We start from the raw sequence: 23,615 nt of genomic DNA on the forward strand, positions 1-23,615 counted from the left end.
GAAATAGACGGAAACGATTTGGTCTAAGAATGAATTTAATTGCTGGAATGGTGAATTGGATGCTCTTAAATTAACTTTCGCAAGAGATCTAATGAAGGTGACTTATAAAGAAACGCCAATATTCAGATGTATTTTGGCTGAAAACTTGAATAGACCTGATAAGAACTCGTTTACATATTTTTCGACTTCCCTTCCTTTTTCATTTCGAATCCAGAAATGGCCTACCTAAGATCGCAATATTTAGACTGATGAGAGAAGAACATTTCTGATGATCTTGAGATTTGCCATTTCCTCAATGACAGGTTAAGAATTGCGTTAATCAACCAAGAAGGCATATATTTACAGCTGAAATACAATGTTTTAACGTGAACTCAACTAGAATCAAGTGAGTATGCAATGTTTCTGATTTGCGAATTCAAAACTTATCTAGTGTGTTGTTGTATGTTATGAATAAGTGCTGATCAGGGCACACATCCTATTCCCGACAAACCTAAAACAAGCACATCTCAATCCTTGATGGAACAATCTATGCAATGTCCTAAATGTGGCTCAGCTGATATCGAACAGCGCGATCATGAACAGAATTTAAAGAAAATTGGCGGCATTCTCATGAGTTCAGCGGGTGCAACTGCAGGGACTGTGGGTGGCGCTGCTTCAGGTGCATCGATTGGCGCTGCAATTGGTACAGTAGCCGGACCTTTAGGTGTGATTGTCGGCGGAACCGTAGGCACTTTTGTCGGTGCAATCAGTGTCGGAATTACCGGCGGTGTGGTCGGTAATTTTCTGGGGAAAAAAGCCGGGGTTTCTGTCGACCGTAATCTGTTTCAGGATTATCAATGTCTGAAATGCAAATACAGATTTAGTCAAAAAGATCAAAAAGATCAAAAAGATCAAAAAGATCAAAAAGAAGCCTAATAAAATTCAGGAAATGAAGTTCATTCTTCATTTCCTGTGAGTGCTTGTCAGACTCAATTGAGTTTCAGTACCACTTCACCTAAACGCTTGCCTTGTACTTCACACAGAATTTTTTCATCCTGACTCAGGCCCTGATCATGCCGTGGGCCGCTGACATGACTAGCACCATAAGGTGTGCCACCAGTTTTGGTATTCGAGAGTGCAGGTGTTGCGTTACTAAGCCCCATGATCATCATGCCATGATGGAACAACGGCGGCAGCATGGTCAGCAAAGTACTTTCCTGTCCACCATGCATGGAACCTGATGCCGTAAACACGCAAGCCGGTTTACCGTGTAGCGCTCCATTCAGCCACAGACTCGTGGTCTGATCCCAAAAATATTTCATTTCAGAGGCCATATTGCCAAAACGGGTCGGTGAACCAAGCGCCAGGCCGGCACATTGCGCCAGATCGTCCAGAGTACAGTAAATATCCCCTTCTGCCGGAATACTCGGTTCAGCGACTTTTACCATGCTGGATATATTTGGAACTGTCCTGATTTTTACTGCCACGCCTGCCGCTTCAATTCCATTGGCAATCAGATGCGCCATTTCTTTGGTTGAGCCATATTTGCTGTAATATAAAACAAGGACATAAGGTTGCATCATGGTTCTTATTCATTACTTAAAAAAATAAAACTATACGATACTTTGCAAGTTTTTTGGTTAAGCTGATGATGAAAATTCATGATGATTAAAAAAATTGAGATTGGATGCAGATGATTGTTAAGTATTTAAAGAAATTACCTTTCTATGAAAAACACTGGTTTCAATTTGTTTTATTTGTACTTCGACGCTTTGAAACAGACCGCTGTCGCGAACAGGCAGGTTCCCTGACCTATACCACCCTGTTCGCCGTAGTGCCGATGCTGACGGTTTTTCTGGTGATTATTTCTTCCATTAAAGCCCTAGAACCTGCGCGGCAGCAATTACAGCAGCTGATTTATAGTAATTTTTTACCCAAAACCACCATTGCCTTTGATAAGGCCCTGAATGCCTTTACCGATAAATCCAGCAATCTCACCATCATTGGTATTCTGTTCTTGTTTGTGACCACAGTATTGATGCTCAGCAGTATCGAAACGGTGTTTAACCGCATTTGGCGCGTGACTGAAACGCGGGGCGGAATTATGGGCTTTATGCGTTACTGGACCATCATTTCGCTCGGGCCGATTTTACTCGGCAGTGCATTTGTGATTTCTTCGACCGTGGCATCCATGAGCATTCTCAGCAATAACTTTGCCGGTTATGAGCTTGATGGCGCTTTTGTCCTCTGGGCGATTTCCTTTTCTTTGACTGTACTCGGATTTTTCATTTTGAACTGGACCATCCCGAATCGCAGTGTACCGCTTAAATCTGCCTTTATTGCCGGTCTGTTTAGTGCCGTGGTGTTTGAGCTGCTGAAAAATCTGTTTGGCTATATCATGTCAAACTTTACCAGCTATGAGATCGTCTATGGTGCCTTCGCCGCCGTGCCGATTTTCCTGCTCTGGATTTATCTGTCGTGGATTATTGTGTTATTGGGGGTTGAAATCAGCTATGCCCTGACGGCGTTTGAATCTGGGCAGGACAATAAACGCCATCCCATCGTCATGCTGCTGGATCTGTTAGAATTATTTTATAAAAAGCAGAAAACTGGTGAAAGCATCAGTGAAGCCCAAGCACTTGAGGTCTTAGGCCGGGATGAAATTGGACGCTGGCCGAGCTATGTCGCCATGTTTGAAAAGCAGAATTTGATCAAACGTACCGATGAAAATGAATATGTGCTGGTTCGTGATCTGGATCAGGTCAGCTTCTGGAATTTTTATCTGCAATTACCCTATCCACTGCCACGCAAAAACCATCTCACCAATGCCCAGACTGATGACATCTGGATGCAAAATTTCTCACCTAGATTACAGGAAACCGATCAATATCTGGAAGAAAAACTCAATTTTCCATTGTCCGAACTGTTCCGACATAAATAAAAAAATCCTCTCGCTTGAGAGGATTTTTTTTAACTGATAGCGGTAGATTTCCAGTAAACAATCGCACCTACGCTTACCAAGGCTGTCCCGATCCAGAAACTGAGTTCGGGCCTGACATCCGGAATCAGCATCGACATGACTGAAGAAAAAATCGGCATAAAATAGGTGGCTAAAATCAGCACCTTGATATTGCCGAATTGCATGCTCTGATTCCAGTTACTATAGGCGATACCAATCAGACTGCCTACCACCGTAATTCCCAGCCATAGCTTGAATGTGGGCATGATAAAAGGTTCGTTTAATCCTAAATGTAAGAGCCATAAGCTGATTACAGCGACCAAAAAGAAAATCGGTACACCATTTTGTCCGCGGCCGTAGGTTCTGGTCAGAACGCAATAGCAAGGCCATAACAAAGCGCCGAGAAAGGCAAAGCCATAGGCCCAAGGATTTTCAGCTAAAGCCTGCATAAACTTCGGCAGATTAGTGATTTCTGGATTGACCACCAGCATCAGTCCCATTACGGCGAGCAGAAAGCCGGGAATCACCCAGAGGCGGGCCTGCAACTGCCGGGCAAAAATCGAAAAAACAATCATCAAGGGTGGCCACAGATAATTGATCATGGCAACCAGCATCACTTGTTCACGATTATCCGACCATGCCACGGCAACCAGAAATAGAATCTCATAAGCCACAAATAAAGCGCCACAACCGAACAGATAGCGCTTGGACATTTGCTTGATTTTTGGGAAACCCGTGAATGCCAAAATCGCCAGACTGCTAAAACTATAAATTAAAGCAATCCCCTGCACTGCACTTGTAGATTCAGTAATCAGTTTCACTACGGCGACCAGACTGGCCCAGATCAGAATAGAAGACAGACCAATCCAGGTCGCTAAATTTACAGACCAGTTTTTCATACTTGCTCTTGAATAGTTTTATTGATATTCGGTTTTTTCAGCCATCCCTGTAAACTCACCAGAATCACGCCCAACATCACCATACAGGTGCCGATAATAAAATTGATTTCGATGTGTTCATCCAGAAACAGCACCCCAAACAGCATGCCGAATACAGGGGTCAAAAAGGAAAATACCCCCAGCCGTGATGCCAGATAATGTTTCAACATCCAGAACCAGATCAGATAACTGGCAAAGGAAATCAGCACGGTATGAAAAACCAGACTGGAAATAGACAACACCGTCCATTGAATAGCTGCTTGCCCAGTCAGAACAGCCAGAGGCAATAACAGGATTCCACCCATCAATAATTGATAGAACAAAGTCTGGGTTGCAGGTGCTTCAGCCAGCCGGCTCAGACGTACACTGACTGTGGTGGCTGCCCAGAATACGCCGCCAAGCAAGGCCAGAAAATCTCCCCACAAGGCATCAGTCTGTAGACCTGACCCCGTTTGTGGACGTAACAGAAAACTGACTACAATTCCGCTAAAGGCGAGAAATATTCCGCCCCATTGCACAGCAGACAAACGCTCTGCCGGCAATTTCCAGTGCAAACCCAAAGCCACAAAAATCGGTGCGGTATAGAGTAAAACAATCGTATGCGAGGCTGAGGTATAACGCAGTGCCTCACCAATCAGATAGAATTCGGTTGCAAACAACACACCGACCAGCAATCCTGCAGGTAAATAGCGTGCATTCCACAGTTGACGGCGTACGCTTTGCTGAATCAAGGGATAAACCATCAGCGCAGACAAGGCTGAACGCAAGGCAATTTGCATCAGGGCTGAAATATCATTCGCGGCCCACTTCAGTACCACCTGTTGTAAACCCCACAACATACACAATACAAACATGATGGCAGATGCTTTGGCATCTAATGCCTGACGCTGGCTCACATACGGTCCTGTTGCTCATTTGGAAGGTACACTATAAAAGTGTCAGAAATAAAAGATATACTTCAAAACAGACAAATGATGGTGTTATTCAGGCAATTTCGGTGATGCATAAAAAAATCCAAGCAGATTCAGCTTCGCTCAAGCAACTTCCGACCCATGATCTGATTAAAGCACCTCTGTGGATCAACTTCAGGGAGGATCCTGCGCAATCTGTTTATCCGCTACATGGCCATGCCTGGGGAGAATTTGTCTATGCTTTTCATGGAGTGATGGAAGTGAATATTAATCATATAAATTATGTGACGCCTTCACCTCACGGCATCTGGCTCCCACCGAATTTAGAGCATCGTGGTCTGAACCGTACCGCAGTTTCTCATGGCACTCTGTATGTGCATGAATCACTTTGTAGCCAACTGCCCACTCAACCGGGCATCCTGCTCAGCGCCCCCTTGGTCACTGCTTTATTTACCCACCTGAAACAACTACATCAGCAAGACCATCCAGCATTCGAGGATTCAGCTGAATATCAACGTCTGCTACAGGTACTGCTCGATCAGCTCCAGCAAGCCCAACTGGTCAGCAGTTATCTACCGCATTCAGAACATGTACTGCTGAAACAGATTTTAGATTATTTACATCAGCATCCGGCAGATCAAAGCTCGCTGCAGCAACTGGCAGAAGGCGTCAATTTAACCGAGCGGACGCTAGCCCGATACAGCCAGAAAGAACTGGGAATGTCACTGCATGAATGGCGGCAACGCCTGAAAGTGATGCAGGCCATGTCTTTATTAAATGCAGCGCATAGTGTCGAGAGCATTGCCTTTGATCTGGGCTATGCCAATGCCTCAGCATTTATCAGCATGTTTAAACGCTGGATGGGAAGCACCCCAGATCAGTTTCGCAAGCGTTATACTGTTAATGATTAAAATTATGCATATGAAAAAGGAGCCCATTGGCTCCTTTGATTCAAAATCTTGGTTATTTCACAAAAGTCGTCCAGACATAATCCTGAGCCTGCCCCTTCAGCGTCATTTTCAGCTGATCGCCTGAATGCAATGCCGCAACACCTGCCGGGGTACCGGTCATCACCACATCCCCTTCTTCCAAAGTAAAGACCTGACTGATGTCAGCCAGCAAGGTCGCAATATCAAAAATCAATAAAGCGGTATTACCTTTTTGACGCAGCTCATCATTGACTTCAAGTGTGTAATGCACATCTTTCCAGTCAGTGACTACATCGGCGACAGGCACCCAGTCCGACAACAGACAAGAACCATCAAAGGCTTTGGCACGTTCCCAAGGCTGACCTTTTTTCTTGAGATCATCCTGTAAATCACGCAAAGTTAAGTCCAGACCTAAAGTCACCGCACCCACAGCTTCAAGTGCTTTCACAGGATCGCTTTCTTTGCTTAAAGTCCGGTCAATACGCAAACTCAGTTCACATTCATAATGGCAATTGCCCCATTCCGGATTCCACTCAATGCCTGCTTCGAGCGAACTTAAGGCACTCGGTGGCTTGATGAACAATACCGGACGATCAGGGATCGCATTGCCGAGTTCTTTGGCATGATCGGCATAACTGCGACCCACACAAACGATTTTGGATGGACGTGTGCTCATGATCAAAACTTCCCTTTTCCTTTTATAGATATCTGAATTATTTTTCAAATGTATGCTCGAACATACTCTGTTCAGTGCCGTCCTTAAATGCACGCTTCGGCACAATAACCACGGTACGGTTTTTCAATTCCAGCATATAAGTCAGTTTACCAACAGCAAAATTCTGCACTTCGCTATATGGCACCAGCTTGCTACGATCATTGGTAAAAATTTCCGCATAGTCCTGATACAAATCAATACCCTGTTCGCTTTTACCAAACTGATATTTAACAAACTGGCGTTTAAACATCATCGGCAGGAACCAGTAACGCATGATGCCTTGCAGGATCAGGAAGAATGCACCCAAAGCCACGTAATAACGTCCAACGCCATCAAAGCCCATCGAGAAACCCCAGATGATGATCCCGATACTGACCAAAGGGGTCAGAAAACGTGAAATCTGCTTTTTGCCAAACGTCGCCAAGGCAAAACCATCCTGAGATTCTTCTAAAGTCAGAAAATAACGGGTCGATAAAGTCGGTGCTGACTCAGTCATAGCATCACATCAAAAATAAAATCTTGCCCAATACTATACCAAAATATCCACAGCGCTTATGGCCTGTCGCATCAATTACATAACTTTGCTTTGGAAATATGTGCATTTGGTTTTAAATAAATAGCAATTAAAAAAAAATACACAACAGGATGTTGAATGAAAGGATTAAAGCAATGCATGCTCATCGGTGTTTGTTTGGCAGTTTCTGTCCCAGCACTGGCCAAGATTATTCCCTGGAATGCCGAAATACCAAGCAGTCTGAGTGCTTATCAAGGCAATGCCCAGCAACTGGCAGAATTAACCGGCGAGCGGATTCTGATTTATGCACATCCCTCATCTAAAACCCAGCTTCCGACCTTAAACAGCAATGCAGCCAGCAAGACACAGTTTTATAGTGCGGCTGTGATATTGCCGGTAGCTGAAGCTCAGGTTGAAAAATTGCTGCAACATTATCCGAATTATGTCGGTCTGTTTCCGACCTTAAAGTCGGCCAAGGTGCTGGAGCAGCAGGGTTCGATTCAGCAGGTCAAATATCAAGTCTATATCCCGACCCCGATTCCGGTCTTGAACTTTAAAGAAACTGTAGTGATGCAGCATCATCTGGGTGATAACAGCATCAGCACCTTAATTATCGATGCGCCGATTCCCTATGGTGCAGGAAAACTAGAATGGTTTGCACTGGGTCCGCATAGAACGCTGGTGACTGTCACCCAATGGGGCGACCTGAACCAGCCCAAAGGCTTTTTATTCAGTAAAATCCTGAATGCGCTACCTGAAGCCAAACTCGGCATTCCGCCGAGTACCAATGCATTTCTGCTGGAAGCACTACAACAACGCTTTAAAATCGAGCATACAGCAGCACTAGCAACTCCGATTCCGCAACTTAGATTCAACCCTCAACAGCTACAAAAAATTGCCCAGATCAGCCAAAAGTCTGGTCAACCGGTCAGTTTCATTTTGCCGAACTATCAGATTAAAGAAGGAAAAGTCTCAGAAAATTTAAGATTTAGCAGCACCTATCAATATTTTGCGCATCCGGTCAAAAAATTGCGGCCATGGTTGGCTGCTGAAGCGACGCAGCAACTTTTCCCCCGGCAGATCAAGAAAGTCGAACTGAATCCGGTCAATACTCAGAATATAGATGCCAACTATAAGGTGTCGGTGGGTTTGGGCGTGATTCAGATCCCGTTTAATTTTAAGATGCATTTTTACCAACCTGATTCCCTGCAAAACCAGTTCAATGCCAATGGCGGTGACTTGAAGTTTGTGAAAGGTGGTATGCGCTTATTGCCGCAGTCACAAGGTACCTTATTTCAAATCACCAGCAGTATGAAAATTCACGATCAGGCGCCGTTCTTATTAAGAGCCATGCGTAGCATGCCCTATCATGATATTTTACCAGCAGTGGGTGGTAATACCGTTTATGCACTGAAAGTGCAGCAGAAATTAAGATGAGCAGGAAGCAGAGAGTTATTGGTTTTTTATATGAAAAATAGTTAAAAATCACAGACGTAAAAAAACCGCATCAACGTGCGGTTTTTTCAGAATTCTTATCAAGATTGGTGCGCTCAGAGAGATTCGAACTCCCGACCCCTTAGTTCGTAGCCAAGTGCTCTATCCAGCTGAGCTATGAGCGCGACGTCTTGATGGGGTGCATTATACGAGCTTTTTCAGTCTTGTTAAGTGTTTTTTAATAAAATCACAACTGAATGTACAGTAATTAAACGATGTATCAAAATTTATAGTTTTCTGCTGAAAATTTCTGCGGATTTAGAGCTAAAAACACTTAATTAATTCAATCAAGAGGCTTGTATTTTCCAAAAATTCCATCACTACGCAATGGGTCAGCCTTAAGTATTCTTAACCAGGTATTCAGCCAGAATAGAATTCAAATATAAAACGACCATCATCCTTGTACACTTTATCACTCGCCTATTGTTCCAGTCTTTACTTCTCCTGCCCTTTGATAATGCGTAAACACAATACCATTTGAGCTGGCCAGATGATCTATCAATTGAAAAGCGGCGGGTATTGATTCATGGCTAAACAGGCGTTTGCCAACACCGAGTATAATTGGAAAAGTCAGCAGACGAAGTTCGTCCACAAGCTCATATTTGAAAAGTGTCTGTACGACTGCAGCACTACCATACACGCGAATATCCCCCTCTCCCGATGCTTTAAGATTGATTATCTCATCAATGCTTTTCAGAAAAAGGGTATTTTACCAGTCGGAATGCTCCAGACTAGTAGAAAGAATATATTTATTGACGTCATTGATTCCCGGCCAGTCTTCAGTATGTGTGGGCCAGTAAGATTCAAAAATCTGAAAAGTATGTTTCCCTAAAAGAATATCGGAGGGCTGCATCCATTTTTGCATAATGACATCAAATGCCGGATCAGGTTCCGCATTAAAATACGGCGCCACCCAGCCACCATATTGAAAGCCACCAGATATATCTTCTTCTGGGCCGCCGGGCCCCTGCATCACGCCATCGAGGGTCAAAAACTCCTGGACAATGATTTTTCTCATCACGACTGCCTTTATTTTTATTCACTCGCCTGAGACTTATTTTTAGCATGTAATGTCTGGTGTTTCTGTAAATTTTAGACACAAAAAAACCGCAACATGTGCGGTTAATTGTTCAAGTTGGTGCGCTCAGAGAGATTCGAACTCCCGACCCCTTAGTTCGTAGCCAAGTGCTCTATCCAGCTGAGCTATGAGCGCGTAACTTGTGTGCCTAGGTTGGCAATACGTTTTTTTGCTTAACTTACTTGGTGCGCTCAGAGAGATTCGAACTCCCGACCCCTTAGTTCGTAGCCAAGTGCTCTATCCAGCTGAGCTATGAGCGCGCGACGTAAGTAAGCGTGGCGGTGAGAGAGGGATTCGAACCCTCGATACAGTTACCCGTATGCGTCCTTAGCAGGGACGTGGTTTCAGCCACTCACCCATCTCACCGTAACGTGCGGCCATAATACAAATTTCGGCATGGCACTGCAAGCGCAGCATCAAAAAAAAGTGCATATTTTTGCTCGTTTAAATACTTTTTAAGCAATTCCACGATTTTTCGTGCATTTTGATGGCAAAAAAACTGCATAAATTTCCAGTTATCGAAAATTAACAGAAAATTGAAAACTTAAATGGATTATTGCAATCATTTACGTGCAGTCTGCGCACACATGTTTTATGCTAAACCTATCTCCTAAGATAAATTTAAAGACATGATGAAAAACTGGGTCGATCCTGAAGCAAAAGCTGAAGCCGAACGTTATGACAACCCTATCCCTAGCCGCACGCTCATTTTAGAAACCATCGAAAAGAACAATGCCCAGTCCCATGCAGACCTGGTCGAACATTTTGAAATTGCAGATCAAAAAAGTATTGATGCCCTAAGCCATCGTTTAATTGCGATGGTGCGTGACGGGCAACTGATGAAAGACGGCTACAAGTTTCAGATTGCCGTCGAGCAACCTGAATCCGAAGCGACGGTTTATATCAATTCCCGGGGGATGGGAACTGCCAACATTTCCGGCCAGGACGACTTATTATTGGCTGAGCGTGAACTGCGCCTGGTCTTTAATGGTGACCGCGTTAAAGTGCGTCAGACTTCGGTAGACCGTAAAGGTAAAGCCTGGGGCTATATTACTGAAGTTGTGCAGCATCGTGTCAAACAGATCATTGGTAAAGTGTCAGAATATGATGGTGAATACTTTATCCAGCCAGCCAACCCAAATGCGCATCAGCCAATCACCCTTGAAAAAGAACTGATCGAACATGCCCAGGCTAATCTGGGTGACTCTATTCGTGTGGCGATTGATACCTATCCGACCCGTGAAGAATTCGCGACTGGACATATTGTGCAGTCCATGGCAGACAAGGCCGATACTGAAATCATTATTCCACAAACCATTTTAGAATATGGTTTGCCTTATGAATTCCCGGAAGAAGTGGTTAAAGAAGCCGAGAGCTTTAAAGAGCCAACGGCCAAAGACCGTGAAGGTCGTGTGGATCTACGTGATTTAGCCTTGGTCACCATTGATGGTGAAGATGCACGTGACTTCGATGATGCGGTTTATGCCGAAAAACGTCCGGGTGGTGGCTATCGTGTGGTCGTGGCCATTGCCGATGTCAGCCATTATGTGCGTCCAGGCAAACCACTGGATGACGAAGCGCAGGAACGTGGTACTTCGGTGTACTTCCCGCACTTTGTTTTACCGATGCTGCCTGAAGCATTGTCGAATGGCCTGTGTTCTTTAAATCCGAATGTTGACCGCCTATGTATGGTCTGTGATTTAAAATTGTCACGTGCTGGCCGAGTCACCGGTTTTGAGTTCTATCCATCTGTCATGCATTCCAAAGCACGTTTGACCTATGATCAGGTCGCACAGTATCTGGAAGGCGATAGTCAAGCCATTACTGAAGATCGCGAAGTCCGCAAGTCGATCAACACCCTGTTCCAGCTTTATCAAGTTCTTAAAAGTTTACGTGCTGAACGCCATGCCATGGAATTTGAAACTGTTGAAACTTACATGACCTTCGACGAACTGGGCGGAATTAAAGAAATTCTTCCACGCAGCCGTAATGATGCGCATAAGCTGATTGAAGAATGTATGTTGCTGGCCAACGTGGCAGCCGCAGAATATGCATTGAAAAATGAAATGCCAATGTTGTACCGCGTGCATGAGCCACCTGAGTTCTCACGTATCCAGAAAGTCCGTGACTTCGTCAAGCTGCTGGGTTTGAATTTCCCGGAACAGCCGACTCAGAAAGATTATCAGGCGGTGATTGAAGCGACCAAAGAACGGATTGATGCACCAAGTATTCATGCGGTGTTATTACGCTCCATGATGCAGGCTTACTATGGTGCGAGTAATGCAGGCCATTATGGTCTGGCTTATGAAGCCTATACACATTTCACTTCACCAATTCGCCGTTATCCGGATCTGTTATTGCATCGTGCAATCAAAGCACATTTAAATAACAAGCCATCTCCACTTTCAGGTGGTGCTTTAGATGAAGCTGGTGACCATTTCTCTGCCACAGAACGTCGTGCAGATGAAGCATCACGCTCGGTAACGACCTGGTTGAAATGCCATTATATGCAGCAGCATCTGGGTGAAGAATTTGTCGGCATTATTAGTGCAACGGCAGAATTTGGCCTGTTTGTCACGCTAAAAGACCTGTATGTCGATGGTATGGTGCATGTCAGCCAGCTAGGCGATGACTTCTTTGTCTTTGATCAAAGCAGCCAGAATCTGATCGGCCAGAACCGTGGTCAGGTCTTTGGTCTGGGTGATGAAGTCAAAATCAAGGTTGCCGGTGTCAATCTGGAAGAACGTAAGATCGATTTTGAACTGGTGCAACAACTCAGTCATGCCGGCCGTGCAGTTCGTGCCCGTGCACCGCGCGTGAGTGAGAAAAAACCAGTATCACGTCCAGCAGCGACAGAAGAAGTGTTTGGCAATAATGAACGTGAATCTAAATCCAACTTGAGCGCCGATGGAGAACAACCCATACGACGCAAAAAAGGAAAAGGAAAACCCAGCTCTTACAATAAAAAGTCTGCTAAACCATCTGCAGGAAAGTCTGAAGCAAAGGTTAAAGATAAAGTAAAGAAAAAGGCCAAGGTCAAAAAGAAAAAGTCGAATGCAAAAGCCAAGACTGAATAATTTTTGATGGTTTAAAAAGAGCGCTACGGCGCTCTTTTTTCTTTTAAACCTTATCCAGAATAAATACGATTAGAGTAAAAATACTTACCGCATCGAATCATCAACTTAGATCAGTCTGATCAGGTACCTTCCCTATTTCTAAACAAAACTGACAGGAAAACTGCCTCCTATTTTGATCTACACTCAAGCAGTGAAATTCAAAAATCTGCAAAGACATATTTCCTATTTCTTTGAAACAGACTATGGAATTCTGCCTATTCTTAAACTATCTGTTTCGGAGTTTCAGCGAGCAACACCAATCAGTTGAACTATAACTCAACATTAGTAAAAGTAGCTTGGACATCATTGTGAACGAGATTGAATAAATCTCGATACCTCCTGCTTCAGAATAAATCACCGGTCAAGCTTGATTTCTCGATCAAGAAGCCTTACTTCTAGAACTAACACTGAAAATTAATTTGGCAGACCGACATGACTTTAGAAAAGGCAACTTTGCCTGTTCCACAATTTGATCAGATTACGCTGGCTGAGCTAAAAGAAAAAGTTGAAAGCTGTATCGCTGAAGGGCAAAAGTTCCTGAATGACCTCACCGAAACGCCTACTACAGTACAGGAGCAGCTGACTACTCTGGAACATGTCGACACGCTTGAAAACAATATGAGTGAGTCTTGGGGCATCTTGTCACATTTAAATGCTGTGATGAACAATGCCGAAACCCGTGATGTCTACCAAGCACTTTTACCGGGTCTTAGCGAATATTATACGCAACTGGGTCAACATACGGCGCTCTATCAGACCTATCAGCATATTTATGATGCGTCGATTTATAATGAACTGCCGGCAGCGCAGCGAAGCGCCATTAAACTGGCCTTACGTGATTTCAAACTGTCTGGGGTGGCATTAGAGGGTGAAGCGAAAAAACGTTATGCGGAAATTTCGGCTCGTCTGTCCCAATTATCATCCGACTTCTCCAACCATGTACTGGATGCGACTCAGGCCTATTTCAGACCGCTAAATGAAGAGGAGTTAGCGGGTCTATCTACCAGTAATATTGAGCTGTTAAAACAATATGGTCAGCAACGTGAACTGGATCAACCGGTGGCTACGCTGGATTTCCCGTCTTATCTGGCGATCATGACCCATTCAGAAAATCGTCCTCTGCGTGAAGAACTCTATAAAGCTTATACTACCCGCGCGTCAGATCAGGCTGAACAGAGCGAGTTTGACAATACTGCATTGATCGAAGAAATCCTCAGTCTGCGTCTGGAAATGGCAAAACTGCTTGGCTTTAATAATTATGCGGAATTGTCCTTAGCCAGCAAAATGGCACCAAGTGTAGAGGCCGTAGACGAATTCTTGCGTGATCTGGCAGAGCATGCCCGCGCGCCAGCAGAGAAAGAAATTGCAGAACTGAAAGCGATTGCTGCTGAAGATGGCATCCGTGATCTGCAACCGTGGGACAGTGGCTATTATTCTGAAAAGCTGAAAATGCAGCAATTTAATTTGTCACAGGAAGTGCTTAAACCTTACTTCCCTGCACCAAAAATCCTGCAAGGCCTGTTCAGTATTGTGAATCGTCTGTATGGCATTCAAGTCATTGAACGTGAAGCGCCTGTCTGGCATCCAGATGCACGTTATTTTGAACTAGAAGATCAGGGTCAGGTGATTGGCGGTTTCTATTTTGATCTGTATGCACGTCAAGGCAAACGTGGCGGTGCATGGATGAGCGGTTTCCGTTCCCGTATGCAGACCAGTGATGGCTTGCAAAAACCGATTTGTTATATGGTCGGTAACTTTACTCCACCCGTCGGCAATCGCCCTGCACTCTTGACCCATGATGAAGTGATTACACTGTTCCATGAATTTGGTCATGGCCTGCATCATATGCTGACAGAAGTGGACAATATTGCGGTAGCAGGTACCCATGGCGTGGCTTGGGATGCGGTCGAACTGCCAAGCCAGTTTATGGAATTCTGGGCCTGGGATCAGGAAAGTCTGGATCTGCTCAGCGAGCACATTGAAACTCAAGAATCCTTGCCGGCAGAGTTGCTGAAAGCCCTGCTCGATGCACGTTTCTTCCAGTCTGGCATGCAAACCCTGCGTCAGCTTGAATTTGCCCTGTTTGACCTGAGTATTCACCGAGCCAATCCGGCTTTAAATGCAACACAGGTTCAGGCTACTCTGAATGAGATCCGTGAAAAGTATGCGGTCCTACCGACCACCGACTATAACCGTTTCCAGCACAGCTTCAGTCACATTTTTGCCGGTGGTTATGCAGCAGGATATTATTCCTATAAATGGGCCGAAGTTTTGGCCAGTGATGCCTTCGACCGCTTTGAAGATGAAGGTATTTTTAATACCACTACCGGAAAGCAGTTTCGGGAAAATATCCTCGCAGTTGGCGGAAAAGACACAGCACTTGACGCATTTATCAATTTCCGCGGACGCGAGCCAAAAATAGATGCGTTGCTGCGTCATCAAGGTTGGACGAACCCCTCTAAAAACGCTTAAACTAGCTTTTTAAGTTGATCACAAGGTGAGTATGATGACCATTAAACGTCGTTTCATTGCAGGCGCAAAATGTCCAAAATGTCAGGCGTTAGATCGCGTCGTCATGCTGACCTCTGGTGAAGATGAATGGATCGAATGTATTGAATGTGGTTATGAAGAAAATCGTCCCACACATGTTGATCAACCAGAAACACCAGCTGTTCCAGATGAAGTTGGCGTGATTCAGTTTAAACCTCGTTCAGTAAAATAAAAATCAAGGTTCAAGCTATGTCAGTAGAACAAAGAAATAACCCCAAACTTTTAATGGGGATTATGGGGGCTTTAGTTACTGTCGTTGCATTGGTATTGCTATATCAGTGGTTGAATGCCTCTTCCGGTGAAGCGGAACGCATACATCAGGAAGATATCGCGGCTGTTCCGGCAGCAAAACCTGCGGCGAAAACTGAAGAAGATACGGCGGCAGCGAAAGCACCTGAGACGATCGAAGCTAAAGCACTGGTATCAAATCAGCTGTTAGATGCACCAGTGCCGGAGAATGCCAGTTTGGCCAAAGAAGAAGTGGCTAAATTAGATGACATCCAAGTTCAGCTCAATGAACAAAAAGCCACACTGGATGCGCAGCATAGCGATGCCGACCAGTTGATCCAACTGAAAGAGGAACAGATCAAGTTACTTGAAGCACAACTTGCTCAAAGCCAGTAAATCTCGACAGCATTTCAGCTAGAATATCGTCAGATCTTCTAGCTCAGTTGTTTCCATGTCTGCCCCAGCCGCTCCGCATCTGCTTAAAGCCATTCTGTTACTGACCTGCTCTGCTTTTCTCTTTTCAGTCATGGGCGTCTGTATCCGTTATGCCTCAACAACAATTGATAATGCTACCGTGGTCTTCTTTCGCAATTTTGTTGGGCTGTTTATTTTCCTGCCTTTCATTTTCAATAAAGGCATTGGTTTTTTCAAAACTGAAAAACTATGGATGCACACTTGGCGCGCAGTGGTCGGCCTGACTGCCATGTACGGCTTTTTCTATGCCATTGCTCATTTAAAACTCTCCAATGCCATGGTCTTCACCTACTCTTCCCCGATTTTTATTCCTTTGATTGCTTGGCTATTTCTCAAGGAAAAAATCACCACAAGCATGTTAGCCGCAGCTCTGATTGGTTTCATCGGCGTACTCTGTGTTGCCAAACCGGATTCGGGTTTAATTAACCTGATGTCGGTCATTGGTTTGGGTGCAAGTTTTCTGGCGGCGATGGCGTTTGTCACGGTTCGAGCGCTGACCAAAACCGAGTCTCCGGAAAAAATCGTATTTTATTTCTGCTTTATTGGCACCCTGATTTCAGTAATTCCGATGTTCTGGCTATGGCGACCTTATACTCTGACAGAACTCAGCTATCTGATTACTGCTGGCATCCTGGCCAATTTCAGCCAACTGTTCATGTCAAATGCCTACAAGCTGGCTCCGGCAGGACAAATTGGACCGGTCAACTATGTGGCGATTTTCTTTGCCGGCATGTGGGGCTTTCTGTTCTGGCATGAGGTTCCAGACCTTTATAGCCTGATTGGGCTGGGGCTGATTTTCTGTGCGATTCTACTGTGTAGCCCGATTCTACAAAAGCGCCTGAATTCATCCAAGATTTGATCAAGATTCGAAATCAAAGCAATAAAAAAGCACCCGTAGGTGCTTTTTTATTGCTTTTTTCTTATTGATACCAGCCGAACAGTTTAAAGATATAAGGCACATAGGCAATGATCAGCATCGCAGGCAGCAATACTATCACTGGTAAAATCCAGCGTTCATAACGATAGTAAAAAGACAGATGGCGAACTTCCGCATCCGCTTCAGCCACCTCAGCATCGCCAATCGACTGTCTGGCCAGCAGATGATTCAGCGCAACCGGTGGCGTCACATAACCCAGCTCAAAACCAATCAGGGTAATCATCCAGAAATGAACTGGATGAATGCCATATTGGTAAGCCACTGGAGCCACGGTTGCCGAAATCAGAATCACCGCGCCAAATGGATCCATGATCATCCCGACAAAAATCATCAAGCCGACAATCAGTGAAATCACCAAAATAGTACTACTGATATCGGTCGGGAAGGCTTCCATAATTTCAATACGTTCCAGCAAGCCACCGACACTCACCGAGAGTGCCATCAGAATGACCAAGGCACCAATATGGCCCACGGTCTCACTGGTCGAAATATGCATGGACTTCCAGAAACCGACTTGACGTAAAATTTCGGTCGCCTTTGAGCGCTGCACAGCATGATCAACCACCAGTTCTTTGCCTGATTGTTCGCTATGTTCAGCTTCACGATATTCTGCATTGGCCGCAGCACCGGCTGTTGCCAGTTCAGGTGTCGATCTTGAGTTTAAAGTTGCGGTCAAAGTTTCATCCCAATGCCCCACTGCCGGCAACGGCGCAGGTTCATGACGCAACTTGTCGAACAAGACAATCATCAGCAGAATGACTGGCATCATCACCGGTGCGGTAAATTCATTCAGGTCAGTCGACAAGGCATATTTATAGAATAACCAGATCAGAATGAAAATCACGATATATGGAATAATCGCAATGAAGGCGCGACCGGATTGAGGAGCAGCCACAATAGGTGCAGCAATCCGGAATTTGTTTTCTGCAAAGAACAGGGAAATTACCAGGAATAAAGTCGAACTGAGCAGGAAGACATAAATCCCGTAGTGATAGAGTAAGTCGGTGGTCACTTCTTTATTCAGTGATGCCACAACGACAATCAGCAAGCAAGGACGTAAAACCACGCCCAGTGAACCAGACATTGCAGTGGCGGCCAATGCAAACTGACGGCGTCCGCCCGCATTCCAGACTTCCTTGTAAATAATCGCACCTGCGGCAATTACGAAAATCCCTGATGCTCCGGTATAGGCGGTCGGTAATGCAGCTGCCAGCAAGATTAACCAGGTCAGGGTTTCAGGGGCCAGATTCCATGGACGCAGAATATTCAGGAACATGTCCACGACACGGGTCTGTTTCAGCAACATACCGGCCCAGATAAACAAGGCCAGATTTAGGAAAATACTGGAAAACTCTACCAATTGACCGAGGTAAATCCCCTGTCCCATTGGATAGTCCATAAAAAAGGTGAAATTTATTCCGGTAGTAATGGCCATATAGGCATACAGCGGCACACTCAAAAAGGCCAGACCAAAACTGCCACCTTCGCGCGTTGGTTTTGGCTGTTTGATCACCTGATACAGGCTGATCAAGGTGAGTGTGCTGAACAGAATCATCCACAACCAGTAGATGTACTTCATCTCCCCCATCGGCACGCCCGAGTTCAATACGGACTGATATTGGCTATAGGATGAAAATGCCAGGAAAGCATTAGCGACCAGCATGGCGACCGAATAAACTTTAAAGTCGATACGCGTGCTCGGGCTACGTAAGCCAATATGATGGGTTTTTAGAGTGGCACTGATCGCAGCAAAGACCACCATGATGACCAGAAGCAAAGCCCGGTTTTCCGTACCAAACTTGAAGATTCCAAAAAAAGAGGTTTCAAACGTCCGATAAGCCCGAATACTTGGATGAGCTTGCACATGTTGAATGGCTTTATCATAAAACAGGTAGGATTCTTCACAGACCTGCTGTGCCTGTAACACCGCAGCACGGACATCCGCTTCCGAACGCACCCCGAAGAAGTCGGCATATTCATCGGCTGCATCGGCTTTTATCTGCTGCTGAACGCGTTGATCAACATTAATATTGCGTTCACATTGTGGACGCGTCGGCTCAGCCCTTAAAAATGAATATTGCATTCCTGTTGCCGGATCGCCGTAAATACGCTCCCCCATACGCAGCAACTGACCGTGAATCATTTCCCCGGTGCCAATAATCAAAGTGAGCAAAAGTAAAACCAGCACGACGAAGGTCGAGATCCACTCTGTCCATATATAACGCAACAGACCTAATCCTGATCTGTTTTGATCATTATTTTGCATGTGTATTCCTATTTTTATTTTAGCGGCCTGATGCTTGGTCTAGGACGCTGATCTTCCCTTCTGCCTAGAAAATTCCTTTTCAAAGGTCAGGATCTTTATTCTATGTTTTGACTTTGCATGAAAATTGGCACAATAAAAATGACAATTTATATTTTCTTTTTGTATTTTCTGCCAAGTAAATTATTTATCTCTGCACTTTAATTATCCCGAAAATAATTGCTCACAATATAGATCAGCGCCAGAATCACGCCCCAAATCACCCCAAGTAAATGTGCCTCAACCAAAACCGGACTACCGATCAGCTGCGCCGTCCCGACATTGCCAATGGTGTTTTCCCAGACCAGTTTGGCAAAAATCAAAAATAATACCAGCGCCGCAAAGCCGCGTTCCCGCTTATACAGCAAATGTACACAGGCTACGGCGACATAGGCACCATGCAGCACGCCCGACAGGCCAGCATAGGCTTCAATATTGGGTAAGAAAAAATAAAAGCTTAAACTGATCAACGGTGGCAAGATCAGCAAAATGGCACAGAAATGCCAGACGGTAGCGCGTGGAAAAATGAAAGGTAAACAGATAAAGGCGAGAATGTTTAGAAAGTAATGAATCCAGCTCACATGTACCCAGTGCGCTGTCCAGAGTCGCCAGAATTCACCCAGCAGACTCTCTTGCCAGTAGATAAAATGATCCTGAAAAATTTGCAGACATGCAGAGAGAGAGACAAAAGCCGCTAGAAAAATAATTTTTCGTCGAAAATGTTGATCTAGCATCGGCCTGTTGTCCTCCCTGACCATCTAATTTGACTTCATCCCTGAAGCTTCATGCATAGTATCTGCATTACAGATCCGCACTGAACAGATCATCGAGCTCGGAAGAACTGTCGGATTCATCCCAGAAACGTTGCATGCCATCATCGCCACTACGTATACCAGTATTTTCTGTCCAGTAACGATCTGATATGCCACTGACCATAATCGCGGCCATGCTGTCAATCAGCTTGAATTGCGGATTTACCGGTTTTTCCTCCGTACGGGCCTGAGCAAAGGTTTTCAAGGCATCCCGAACTTTGGCATCATCGCCACTGGCCTGAGCCGCTACGGCATACAAGGCATGAGATAAACGTACACCTTTTTGCTCACCAATTTGTGTAGATTGTTTTAATGTTTGGTAAGGGTCAGGCTTGCCTTCCCCTGCGCCTGGCAACAAAGTCCAGATCACCGCACGGGTGGCATTCGGCGCACCCCAGAATTTCGCGTTATCCAGACACACCATGCCACGTTCGACCACGGCAGCAATATCTTTCGGTACATGCACTGCACCACCCGAGTTAATATCATTGGTCATGGCCTGCAAGCCACTGAGCATACCCAACAGATAAACCGTTTGCTCGATATCACTGTTCATGCGTGGGCATTCTTCACCCAGGGCTTTTTGGTATTTCTTTTCATAACGGCTCTGGAACAGTTGATAACCGGTATATTGACGCTGTGCTGCCAGTGCCGCCCAGCGCTTCTGCTCGATTCGGGCATCTTGAGCTTCTGCCACCTGATTGGTTTTTGAAGCACGTAAATAGCGTAACTCGGCTTCCAGCGCTTTTTGCTCGGCACAAATACCGGCAGCCGAATACATCAGCACGGCCACCCGTGTTGGATCCGCCCCCATTTCTTTGGTCGCCATAATGGCCGGCGTTAAAGAATTCCCTGAATTACACACCATTTCAGCATCATCCATCGCTAAAATCGGCGGTACAATATGGTTTTCGGTGAAACCCAGTGCAACATTGGCACCGGTTTTAATGACCTGAGAACACCCCGTCAAAACTGTTGTTGTTATTGCAATGGTCGCCATACCTTGGCATATTTTACGGACGTCTGACATTTTCCTGTCCTCTATAATTGTGATTATGTCCATCTTTCTGCTAAAGATATCAGAAGCATTTTGTGAATAAAAGAGTATTTACTCTAATTTAGACGAGACACTTTGCCATTAAATAGCCGCGCTGCAATTGACTGTATTTAGAAGAATACCAAATTTTGGGCAAAAAAAAGTAGCATTGCGACGGTTCAGCACATGCTACTTATTAACTGTACAAGCAGAAAAATAATAAACCCTGCTTGATTAAGATGAAAATTTATCCTTCAACACTGTCCCGAGTCGTCCGATCACCAGCGTTAAAACAATCGCTACGATCAGAAACATCCATACTGGAAATTCCATTAAGGTCTCCCGTAGTTGCTGTTGGTGAGTTAAATGTACAGGCTAAAAATAAAACATGGGGAATAAATTGTCAGACAATTCCTCTAAGTCATGGATTAACCTTGATTTCTGTCTGACAATAAAAATAGGAATTTGGTCTAAATATTTGTTTTATGAGCATTTTAATTAAATCATTAAAATGCGTTTGTTTTACAACTAAATTAATTTAGTCAATAATTTTAAGGATTTCCATTGTTTGAAGGGCAATTGATCACACCAGATCAATAAAGGTCGCGCCTTGGCATGCTGGAAATACACCACAATATACGCCTGATGATCAATTACGTGACTAATACATACCCGACGGGTCGGTCGTGCTTTGGTAGTCAATGACCATTCACGTCCATCCAGATATTCAAACTGCTCAATCTGTGGTGTCTTGCGGTAAAACAGCTGATAAATCACCAAGCCTATGACAGCGCACACTGCCCAAAGTGCAATCGGTAATAACTGATACAACAGATACATCAGCAGTGCAAAAATAAAAAGCTGAAACGCCAATGCACACAGACTGCGTTTCAGCTTGAAGCAACGATTATCCATGAACGTAAAATTTAAGCTTCTTGATAAAATCTTTCAGTTCAGGACGCGGTGGCTCAGACACTTCCATAAACCAGTCCAGTAAATCCGGGTCTTCCTGCTCAACCAGCTCTGCAAACATCTGTTTTTCGAAAGGCTCAGCACTCAGGTAATGGTTTTTTACGTAGGGATCAAAATATACATCCAGTTCTTTTAGACCACGACGCGCACGATAAATCACTTTGCGCTCTTCTAAGCTGATGTCATCAGTCATCGAATTTCCCCAACTCGTTATAAACCCGAATAGTTTACCTGAAGCGCTGGCTGAATTTCGAGGGATTTCATAGAAATGACCAAAAGCATCAGCAGATTTAAGTCATTTGAACATTCCGCTCATTGCTGCTGATCTTGGCATGGCCTAAGTTAAACCAAACAGATCAAAATAAGGAATAACAAGATGCAATCTGCAGCCATTCGCCCACTCGCTCCGATGCTGCCGCGCCAACTCTTTACTGCCGAACATGAGGCTTTTCGCGAGACGGTACGTAAATTTTATGAGAAAGAAGTCATTCCACATACCGAGCGTTATGAAAGCCAGCAGCATGTAGATCGAGAGCTATGGAATAAAGCCGGTGAGCTTGGATTGCTCTGCGCTACCATGCCTGAGGAATATGGCGGATCTGGCGTAGACCGGTTGTATAGCATGATTTTGATTGAGGAACAGGCCTATGCCGGAGATTCAGCGACTGGGTTTTCGTTACATTCGGATATCGTCGCCAATTATCTGCTGAACTTTGGCAGTGAAGCTCAAAAACAGCAATGGCTGCCGAAAATGGCGTCTGGAGAGGTCGTCACCGCAATCGCCATGACCGAACCGGGAACTGGCTCTGACCTGCAAGCAGTGCGGACATCTGCTGTATTGGATGGCGACGACTATGTGATTAATGGTTCCAAGATTTTTATTACCAATGGCTATCTTTGCGATATGACGATTGTGGTATGTAAAACGGGCAATAATGACAAAGGTTCGGCCAATCTGTCATTGATTATAGTCGAAGCCGACCAAGCTGGATTTAGTAAAGGCAAGCCGCTGAATAAAATTGGCATGAAAGGTCAAGATACCTGTGAACTGTTCTTTGACAATGTTCGGGTTCCGAAAGAAAACCTGCTCGGTCCGGAAGGCATGGGTTTCATGATGCTAATGAAAGAACTAGCTTGGGAACGCCTGATTGTAGCGATTATCTGTCAGGCAGGTGCTGAAGCCGCTTTTGCCCACACAGTAAAATATACCAAGGAACGTCAGGCATTTGGTAAGAGCATCAGCCATTTTCAAAATACCCGTTTTAAACTGGCAGAACTGCGTACCGAAATTGAAGTCTGTCGCGCTTATCTGGATCGCTGTATGGAGCTGCAACTCAAGCATGAACTAGGCGTAGATGCCGCTGCTTCGGCCAAATACAAGATTTCAGAAATATATAGTAAAGTCGTAGATGAATGTCTGCAATTGCATGGCGGCTATGGTTATATGCTGGAATATCCGATTGCTCGGGCTTATATCGACAACCGTGCCAACCGGATTTATGCCGGTACCAATGAAATTATGAAAGAACTCGTCGCCCGTTCACTTTAAAATGGATGCATAAAAAAGGAGTCTCTCAGGACCATTGCTGTCCCACAATTTTTCACAAGAGGAAGCTCATTTGAGCTTCCTCTTGTTTTATGGGTATTTTATCGGGTGAAAATAAAGCTTTT

At 44.8% G+C, this 23,615-nt stretch carries 20 protein-coding genes, 4 tRNA genes and 1 pseudogene; 10 read left to right on the forward strand and 15 right to left on the reverse strand.

Annotation, left to right across the window (positions count from 1 at the left end; genetic code table 11):
* Window positions 1-516: 516 nt before the first annotated feature.
* A complete protein-coding gene (locus NI468_RS13975; RefSeq protein ID WP_171066349.1) occupies window positions 517-915 on the forward strand; it encodes a hypothetical protein in 399 nt (132 codons plus the stop codon).
* A gap of 53 nt (window positions 916-968) precedes the next feature.
* On the opposite strand, the gene wrbA is transcribed toward NI468_RS13975, so the two are convergent.
* Complete coding sequence (gene wrbA, locus NI468_RS13980; RefSeq protein ID WP_253102379.1) at window positions 969-1,559, reverse strand: NAD(P)H:quinone oxidoreductase; 591 nt, start codon at window positions 1,557-1,559, stop codon at window positions 969-971.
* A 113-nt stretch (window positions 1,560-1,672) separates the two neighbouring features.
* Here wrbA and NI468_RS13985 point away from each other — a divergent pair, with 113 nt between their 5' ends.
* A complete protein-coding gene (locus NI468_RS13985) occupies window positions 1,673-2,920 on the forward strand; it encodes a YihY family inner membrane protein (protein ID WP_004281448.1) in 1,248 nt (415 codons plus the stop codon).
* Window positions 2,921-2,949: 29 nt separating this feature from the next.
* On the opposite strand, the gene yddG is transcribed toward NI468_RS13985, so the two are convergent.
* Both yddG and NI468_RS13995 read right to left on the reverse strand, forming a co-directional pair.
* A complete protein-coding gene (gene yddG, locus NI468_RS13990) occupies window positions 2,950-3,837 on the reverse strand; it encodes an aromatic amino acid DMT transporter YddG (protein WP_253102365.1) in 888 nt (295 codons plus the stop codon).
* The gene (locus NI468_RS13995) at window positions 3,834-4,772 is read right to left on the reverse strand and encodes a DMT family transporter (protein ID WP_253102368.1); all 939 of its coding nucleotides are present in this window, start codon (window positions 4,770-4,772) and stop codon (window positions 3,834-3,836) included. Before NI468_RS13995 ends, yddG begins: the two co-directional genes overlap by 4 nt.
* A 104-nt stretch (window positions 4,773-4,876) precedes the next feature.
* Here NI468_RS13995 and NI468_RS14000 point away from each other — a divergent pair, with 104 nt between their 5' ends.
* Window positions 4,877-5,698: an AraC family transcriptional regulator gene (locus NI468_RS14000; protein ID WP_253102370.1), complete on the forward strand. Its 822-nt coding sequence runs from the start codon at window positions 4,877-4,879 to the stop codon at window positions 5,696-5,698.
* Window positions 5,699-5,750: 52 nt separating this feature from the next.
* On the opposite strand, the gene NI468_RS14005 is transcribed toward NI468_RS14000, so the two are convergent.
* Together NI468_RS14005 and NI468_RS14010 are read right to left on the reverse strand one after the other, a co-directional pair.
* A complete protein-coding gene (locus tag NI468_RS14005; protein ID WP_180086861.1) occupies window positions 5,751-6,392 on the reverse strand; it encodes a fumarylacetoacetate hydrolase family protein in 642 nt (213 codons plus the stop codon).
* Between the two features lie 37 nt (window positions 6,393-6,429).
* On the reverse strand, window positions 6,430-6,927 hold the full coding sequence (locus NI468_RS14010) for a YcxB family protein (RefSeq protein WP_253102372.1): 498 nt from the start codon (window positions 6,925-6,927) through the stop codon (window positions 6,430-6,432).
* 156 nt (window positions 6,928-7,083) lie between these two features.
* Here NI468_RS14010 and NI468_RS14015 point away from each other — a divergent pair, with 156 nt between their 5' ends.
* On the forward strand, window positions 7,084-8,382 hold the full coding sequence (locus NI468_RS14015) for an SRPBCC family protein (RefSeq protein ID WP_253102374.1): 1,299 nt from the start codon (window positions 7,084-7,086) through the stop codon (window positions 8,380-8,382).
* Window positions 8,383-8,487: 105 nt separating this feature from the next.
* Here NI468_RS14015 and NI468_RS14020 read toward each other — a convergent pair.
* From NI468_RS14020 to NI468_RS14040, 5 genes and pseudogenes are all read right to left on the reverse strand, one after another.
* Window positions 8,488-8,564: transfer RNA gene (locus NI468_RS14020), tRNA-Arg, on the reverse strand.
* Window positions 8,565-8,851: 287 nt separating this feature from the next.
* Window positions 8,852-9,457 (reverse strand): annotated as a pseudogene (locus NI468_RS14025) (dihydrofolate reductase family protein).
* A gap of 118 nt (window positions 9,458-9,575) precedes the next feature.
* Window positions 9,576-9,652 (reverse strand) — tRNA-Arg (locus NI468_RS14030).
* Window positions 9,653-9,700: 48 nt separating this feature from the next.
* Window positions 9,701-9,777 (reverse strand) — tRNA-Arg (locus tag NI468_RS14035).
* Between the two features lie 16 nt (window positions 9,778-9,793).
* A tRNA-Ser gene (locus tag NI468_RS14040) sits at window positions 9,794-9,883 on the reverse strand.
* A 263-nt stretch (window positions 9,884-10,146) separates the two neighbouring features.
* On the opposite strand from NI468_RS14040, the gene rnr reads away from it, so the two are divergent.
* The 5 genes from rnr to NI468_RS14065 all read left to right on the forward strand — a co-directional run bounded on the left by rnr (window position 10,147) and on the right by NI468_RS14065 (window position 16,744).
* Complete coding sequence (gene rnr, locus NI468_RS14045; RefSeq protein ID WP_253102375.1) at window positions 10,147-12,594, forward strand: ribonuclease R; 2,448 nt, start codon at window positions 10,147-10,149, stop codon at window positions 12,592-12,594.
* Between the two features lie 456 nt (window positions 12,595-13,050).
* Window positions 13,051-15,105, forward strand: coding sequence for a M3 family metallopeptidase (locus NI468_RS14050; RefSeq protein ID WP_253102381.1), 2,055 nt, complete (start codon window positions 13,051-13,053; stop codon window positions 15,103-15,105).
* Between the two features lie 40 nt (window positions 15,106-15,145).
* Entirely contained in the window at window positions 15,146-15,355 is a 210-nt protein-coding gene (locus tag NI468_RS14055) for a YheV family putative zinc ribbon protein (protein WP_171054337.1), read from the forward strand.
* Window positions 15,356-15,372: 17 nt separating this feature from the next.
* Window positions 15,373-15,807 (forward strand): restriction endonuclease subunit S domain-containing protein, encoded by a 435-nt coding sequence (locus NI468_RS14060; RefSeq protein WP_005101172.1) that lies wholly within the window; start codon window positions 15,373-15,375, stop codon window positions 15,805-15,807.
* Window positions 15,808-15,862: 55 nt separating this feature from the next.
* Window positions 15,863-16,744, forward strand: coding sequence for a DMT family transporter (locus NI468_RS14065; RefSeq protein ID WP_004645070.1), 882 nt, complete (start codon window positions 15,863-15,865; stop codon window positions 16,742-16,744).
* Between the two features lie 61 nt (window positions 16,745-16,805).
* On the opposite strand, the gene NI468_RS14070 is transcribed toward NI468_RS14065, so the two are convergent.
* From NI468_RS14070 to NI468_RS14090, 5 genes are all read right to left on the reverse strand, one after another.
* Window positions 16,806-19,088 (reverse strand): TRAP transporter large permease subunit, encoded by a 2,283-nt coding sequence (locus tag NI468_RS14070; protein WP_004645069.1) that lies wholly within the window; start codon window positions 19,086-19,088, stop codon window positions 16,806-16,808.
* A gap of 197 nt (window positions 19,089-19,285) precedes the next feature.
* Complete coding sequence (gene rrtA / locus NI468_RS14075; RefSeq protein ID WP_004281478.1) at window positions 19,286-19,858, reverse strand: rhombosortase; 573 nt, start codon at window positions 19,856-19,858, stop codon at window positions 19,286-19,288.
* Window positions 19,859-19,925: 67 nt separating this feature from the next.
* On the reverse strand, window positions 19,926-20,966 hold the full coding sequence (locus NI468_RS14080) for a hypothetical protein (RefSeq protein WP_004281480.1): 1,041 nt from the start codon (window positions 20,964-20,966) through the stop codon (window positions 19,926-19,928).
* Between the two features lie 534 nt (window positions 20,967-21,500).
* Window positions 21,501-21,887 carry a hypothetical protein gene (locus NI468_RS14085; protein WP_004281482.1) on the reverse strand — a complete coding sequence of 129 codons (387 nt, stop codon included), beginning with the start codon at window positions 21,885-21,887 and terminating at the stop codon, window positions 21,501-21,503.
* Complete coding sequence (locus NI468_RS14090; protein WP_005263749.1) at window positions 21,880-22,137, reverse strand: FAD assembly factor SdhE; 258 nt, start codon at window positions 22,135-22,137, stop codon at window positions 21,880-21,882. Before NI468_RS14090 ends, NI468_RS14085 begins: the two co-directional genes overlap by 8 nt.
* Window positions 22,138-22,320: 183 nt before the next feature.
* Between NI468_RS14090 and NI468_RS14095 the strand changes: the two genes are divergently transcribed.
* Window positions 22,321-23,493, forward strand: a complete 1,173-nt coding sequence (locus NI468_RS14095) for an acyl-CoA dehydrogenase family protein (protein WP_253102377.1) — start codon at window positions 22,321-22,323, stop codon at window positions 23,491-23,493.
* Window positions 23,494-23,615: the final 122 nt, after the last annotated feature.

It is taken from the genome of Acinetobacter lwoffii (assembly GCF_024129355.1).
In the GTDB taxonomy this organism is placed as follows: Bacteria; Pseudomonadota; Gammaproteobacteria; order Pseudomonadales; family Moraxellaceae; genus Acinetobacter; species Acinetobacter lwoffii_I.

What these genes read in the sequence shown, in the direction of transcription:
- rnr (WP_253102375.1), top strand. Translation starts at nt 10,147, where the DNA reads ATGATGAAAAACTGGGTCGATCCTGAAGCAAAAGCTGAAGCCGAACGT.
- NI468_RS13985 (WP_004281448.1), top strand. Translation starts at nt 1,673, where the DNA reads ATGATTGTTAAGTATTTAAAGAAATTACCTTTCTATGAAAAACACTGG.
- yddG (WP_253102365.1), bottom strand. Translation starts at nt 3,837, where the DNA reads ATGAAAAACTGGTCTGTAAATTTAGCGACCTGGATTGGTCTGTCTTCT.
- NI468_RS14010 (WP_253102372.1), bottom strand. Translation starts at nt 6,927, where the DNA reads ATGACTGAGTCAGCACCGACTTTATCGACCCGTTATTTTCTGACTTTA.
- NI468_RS14090 (WP_005263749.1), bottom strand. Translation starts at nt 22,137, where the DNA reads ATGACTGATGACATCAGCTTAGAAGAGCGCAAAGTGATTTATCGTGCG.
- NI468_RS14060 (WP_005101172.1), top strand. Translation starts at nt 15,373, where the DNA reads ATGTCAGTAGAACAAAGAAATAACCCCAAACTTTTAATGGGGATTATG.
- NI468_RS14095 (WP_253102377.1), top strand. Translation starts at nt 22,321, where the DNA reads ATGCAATCTGCAGCCATTCGCCCACTCGCTCCGATGCTGCCGCGCCAA.
- rrtA (WP_004281478.1), bottom strand. Translation starts at nt 19,858, where the DNA reads ATGCTAGATCAACATTTTCGACGAAAAATTATTTTTCTAGCGGCTTTT.
- NI468_RS14080 (WP_004281480.1), bottom strand. Translation starts at nt 20,966, where the DNA reads ATGTCAGACGTCCGTAAAATATGCCAAGGTATGGCGACCATTGCAATA.
- NI468_RS13975 (WP_171066349.1), top strand. Translation starts at nt 517, where the DNA reads ATGGAACAATCTATGCAATGTCCTAAATGTGGCTCAGCTGATATCGAA.
- NI468_RS14070 (WP_004645069.1), bottom strand. Translation starts at nt 19,088, where the DNA reads ATGCAAAATAATGATCAAAACAGATCAGGATTAGGTCTGTTGCGTTAT.
- NI468_RS14000 (WP_253102370.1), top strand. Translation starts at nt 4,877, where the DNA reads ATGCATAAAAAAATCCAAGCAGATTCAGCTTCGCTCAAGCAACTTCCG.
- NI468_RS14065 (WP_004645070.1), top strand. Translation starts at nt 15,863, where the DNA reads ATGTCTGCCCCAGCCGCTCCGCATCTGCTTAAAGCCATTCTGTTACTG.
- NI468_RS14085 (WP_004281482.1), bottom strand. Translation starts at nt 21,887, where the DNA reads ATGGATAATCGTTGCTTCAAGCTGAAACGCAGTCTGTGTGCATTGGCG.
- NI468_RS14005 (WP_180086861.1), bottom strand. Translation starts at nt 6,392, where the DNA reads ATGAGCACACGTCCATCCAAAATCGTTTGTGTGGGTCGCAGTTATGCC.
- wrbA (WP_253102379.1), bottom strand. Translation starts at nt 1,559, where the DNA reads ATGCAACCTTATGTCCTTGTTTTATATTACAGCAAATATGGCTCAACC.
- NI468_RS14015 (WP_253102374.1), top strand. Translation starts at nt 7,084, where the DNA reads ATGAAAGGATTAAAGCAATGCATGCTCATCGGTGTTTGTTTGGCAGTT.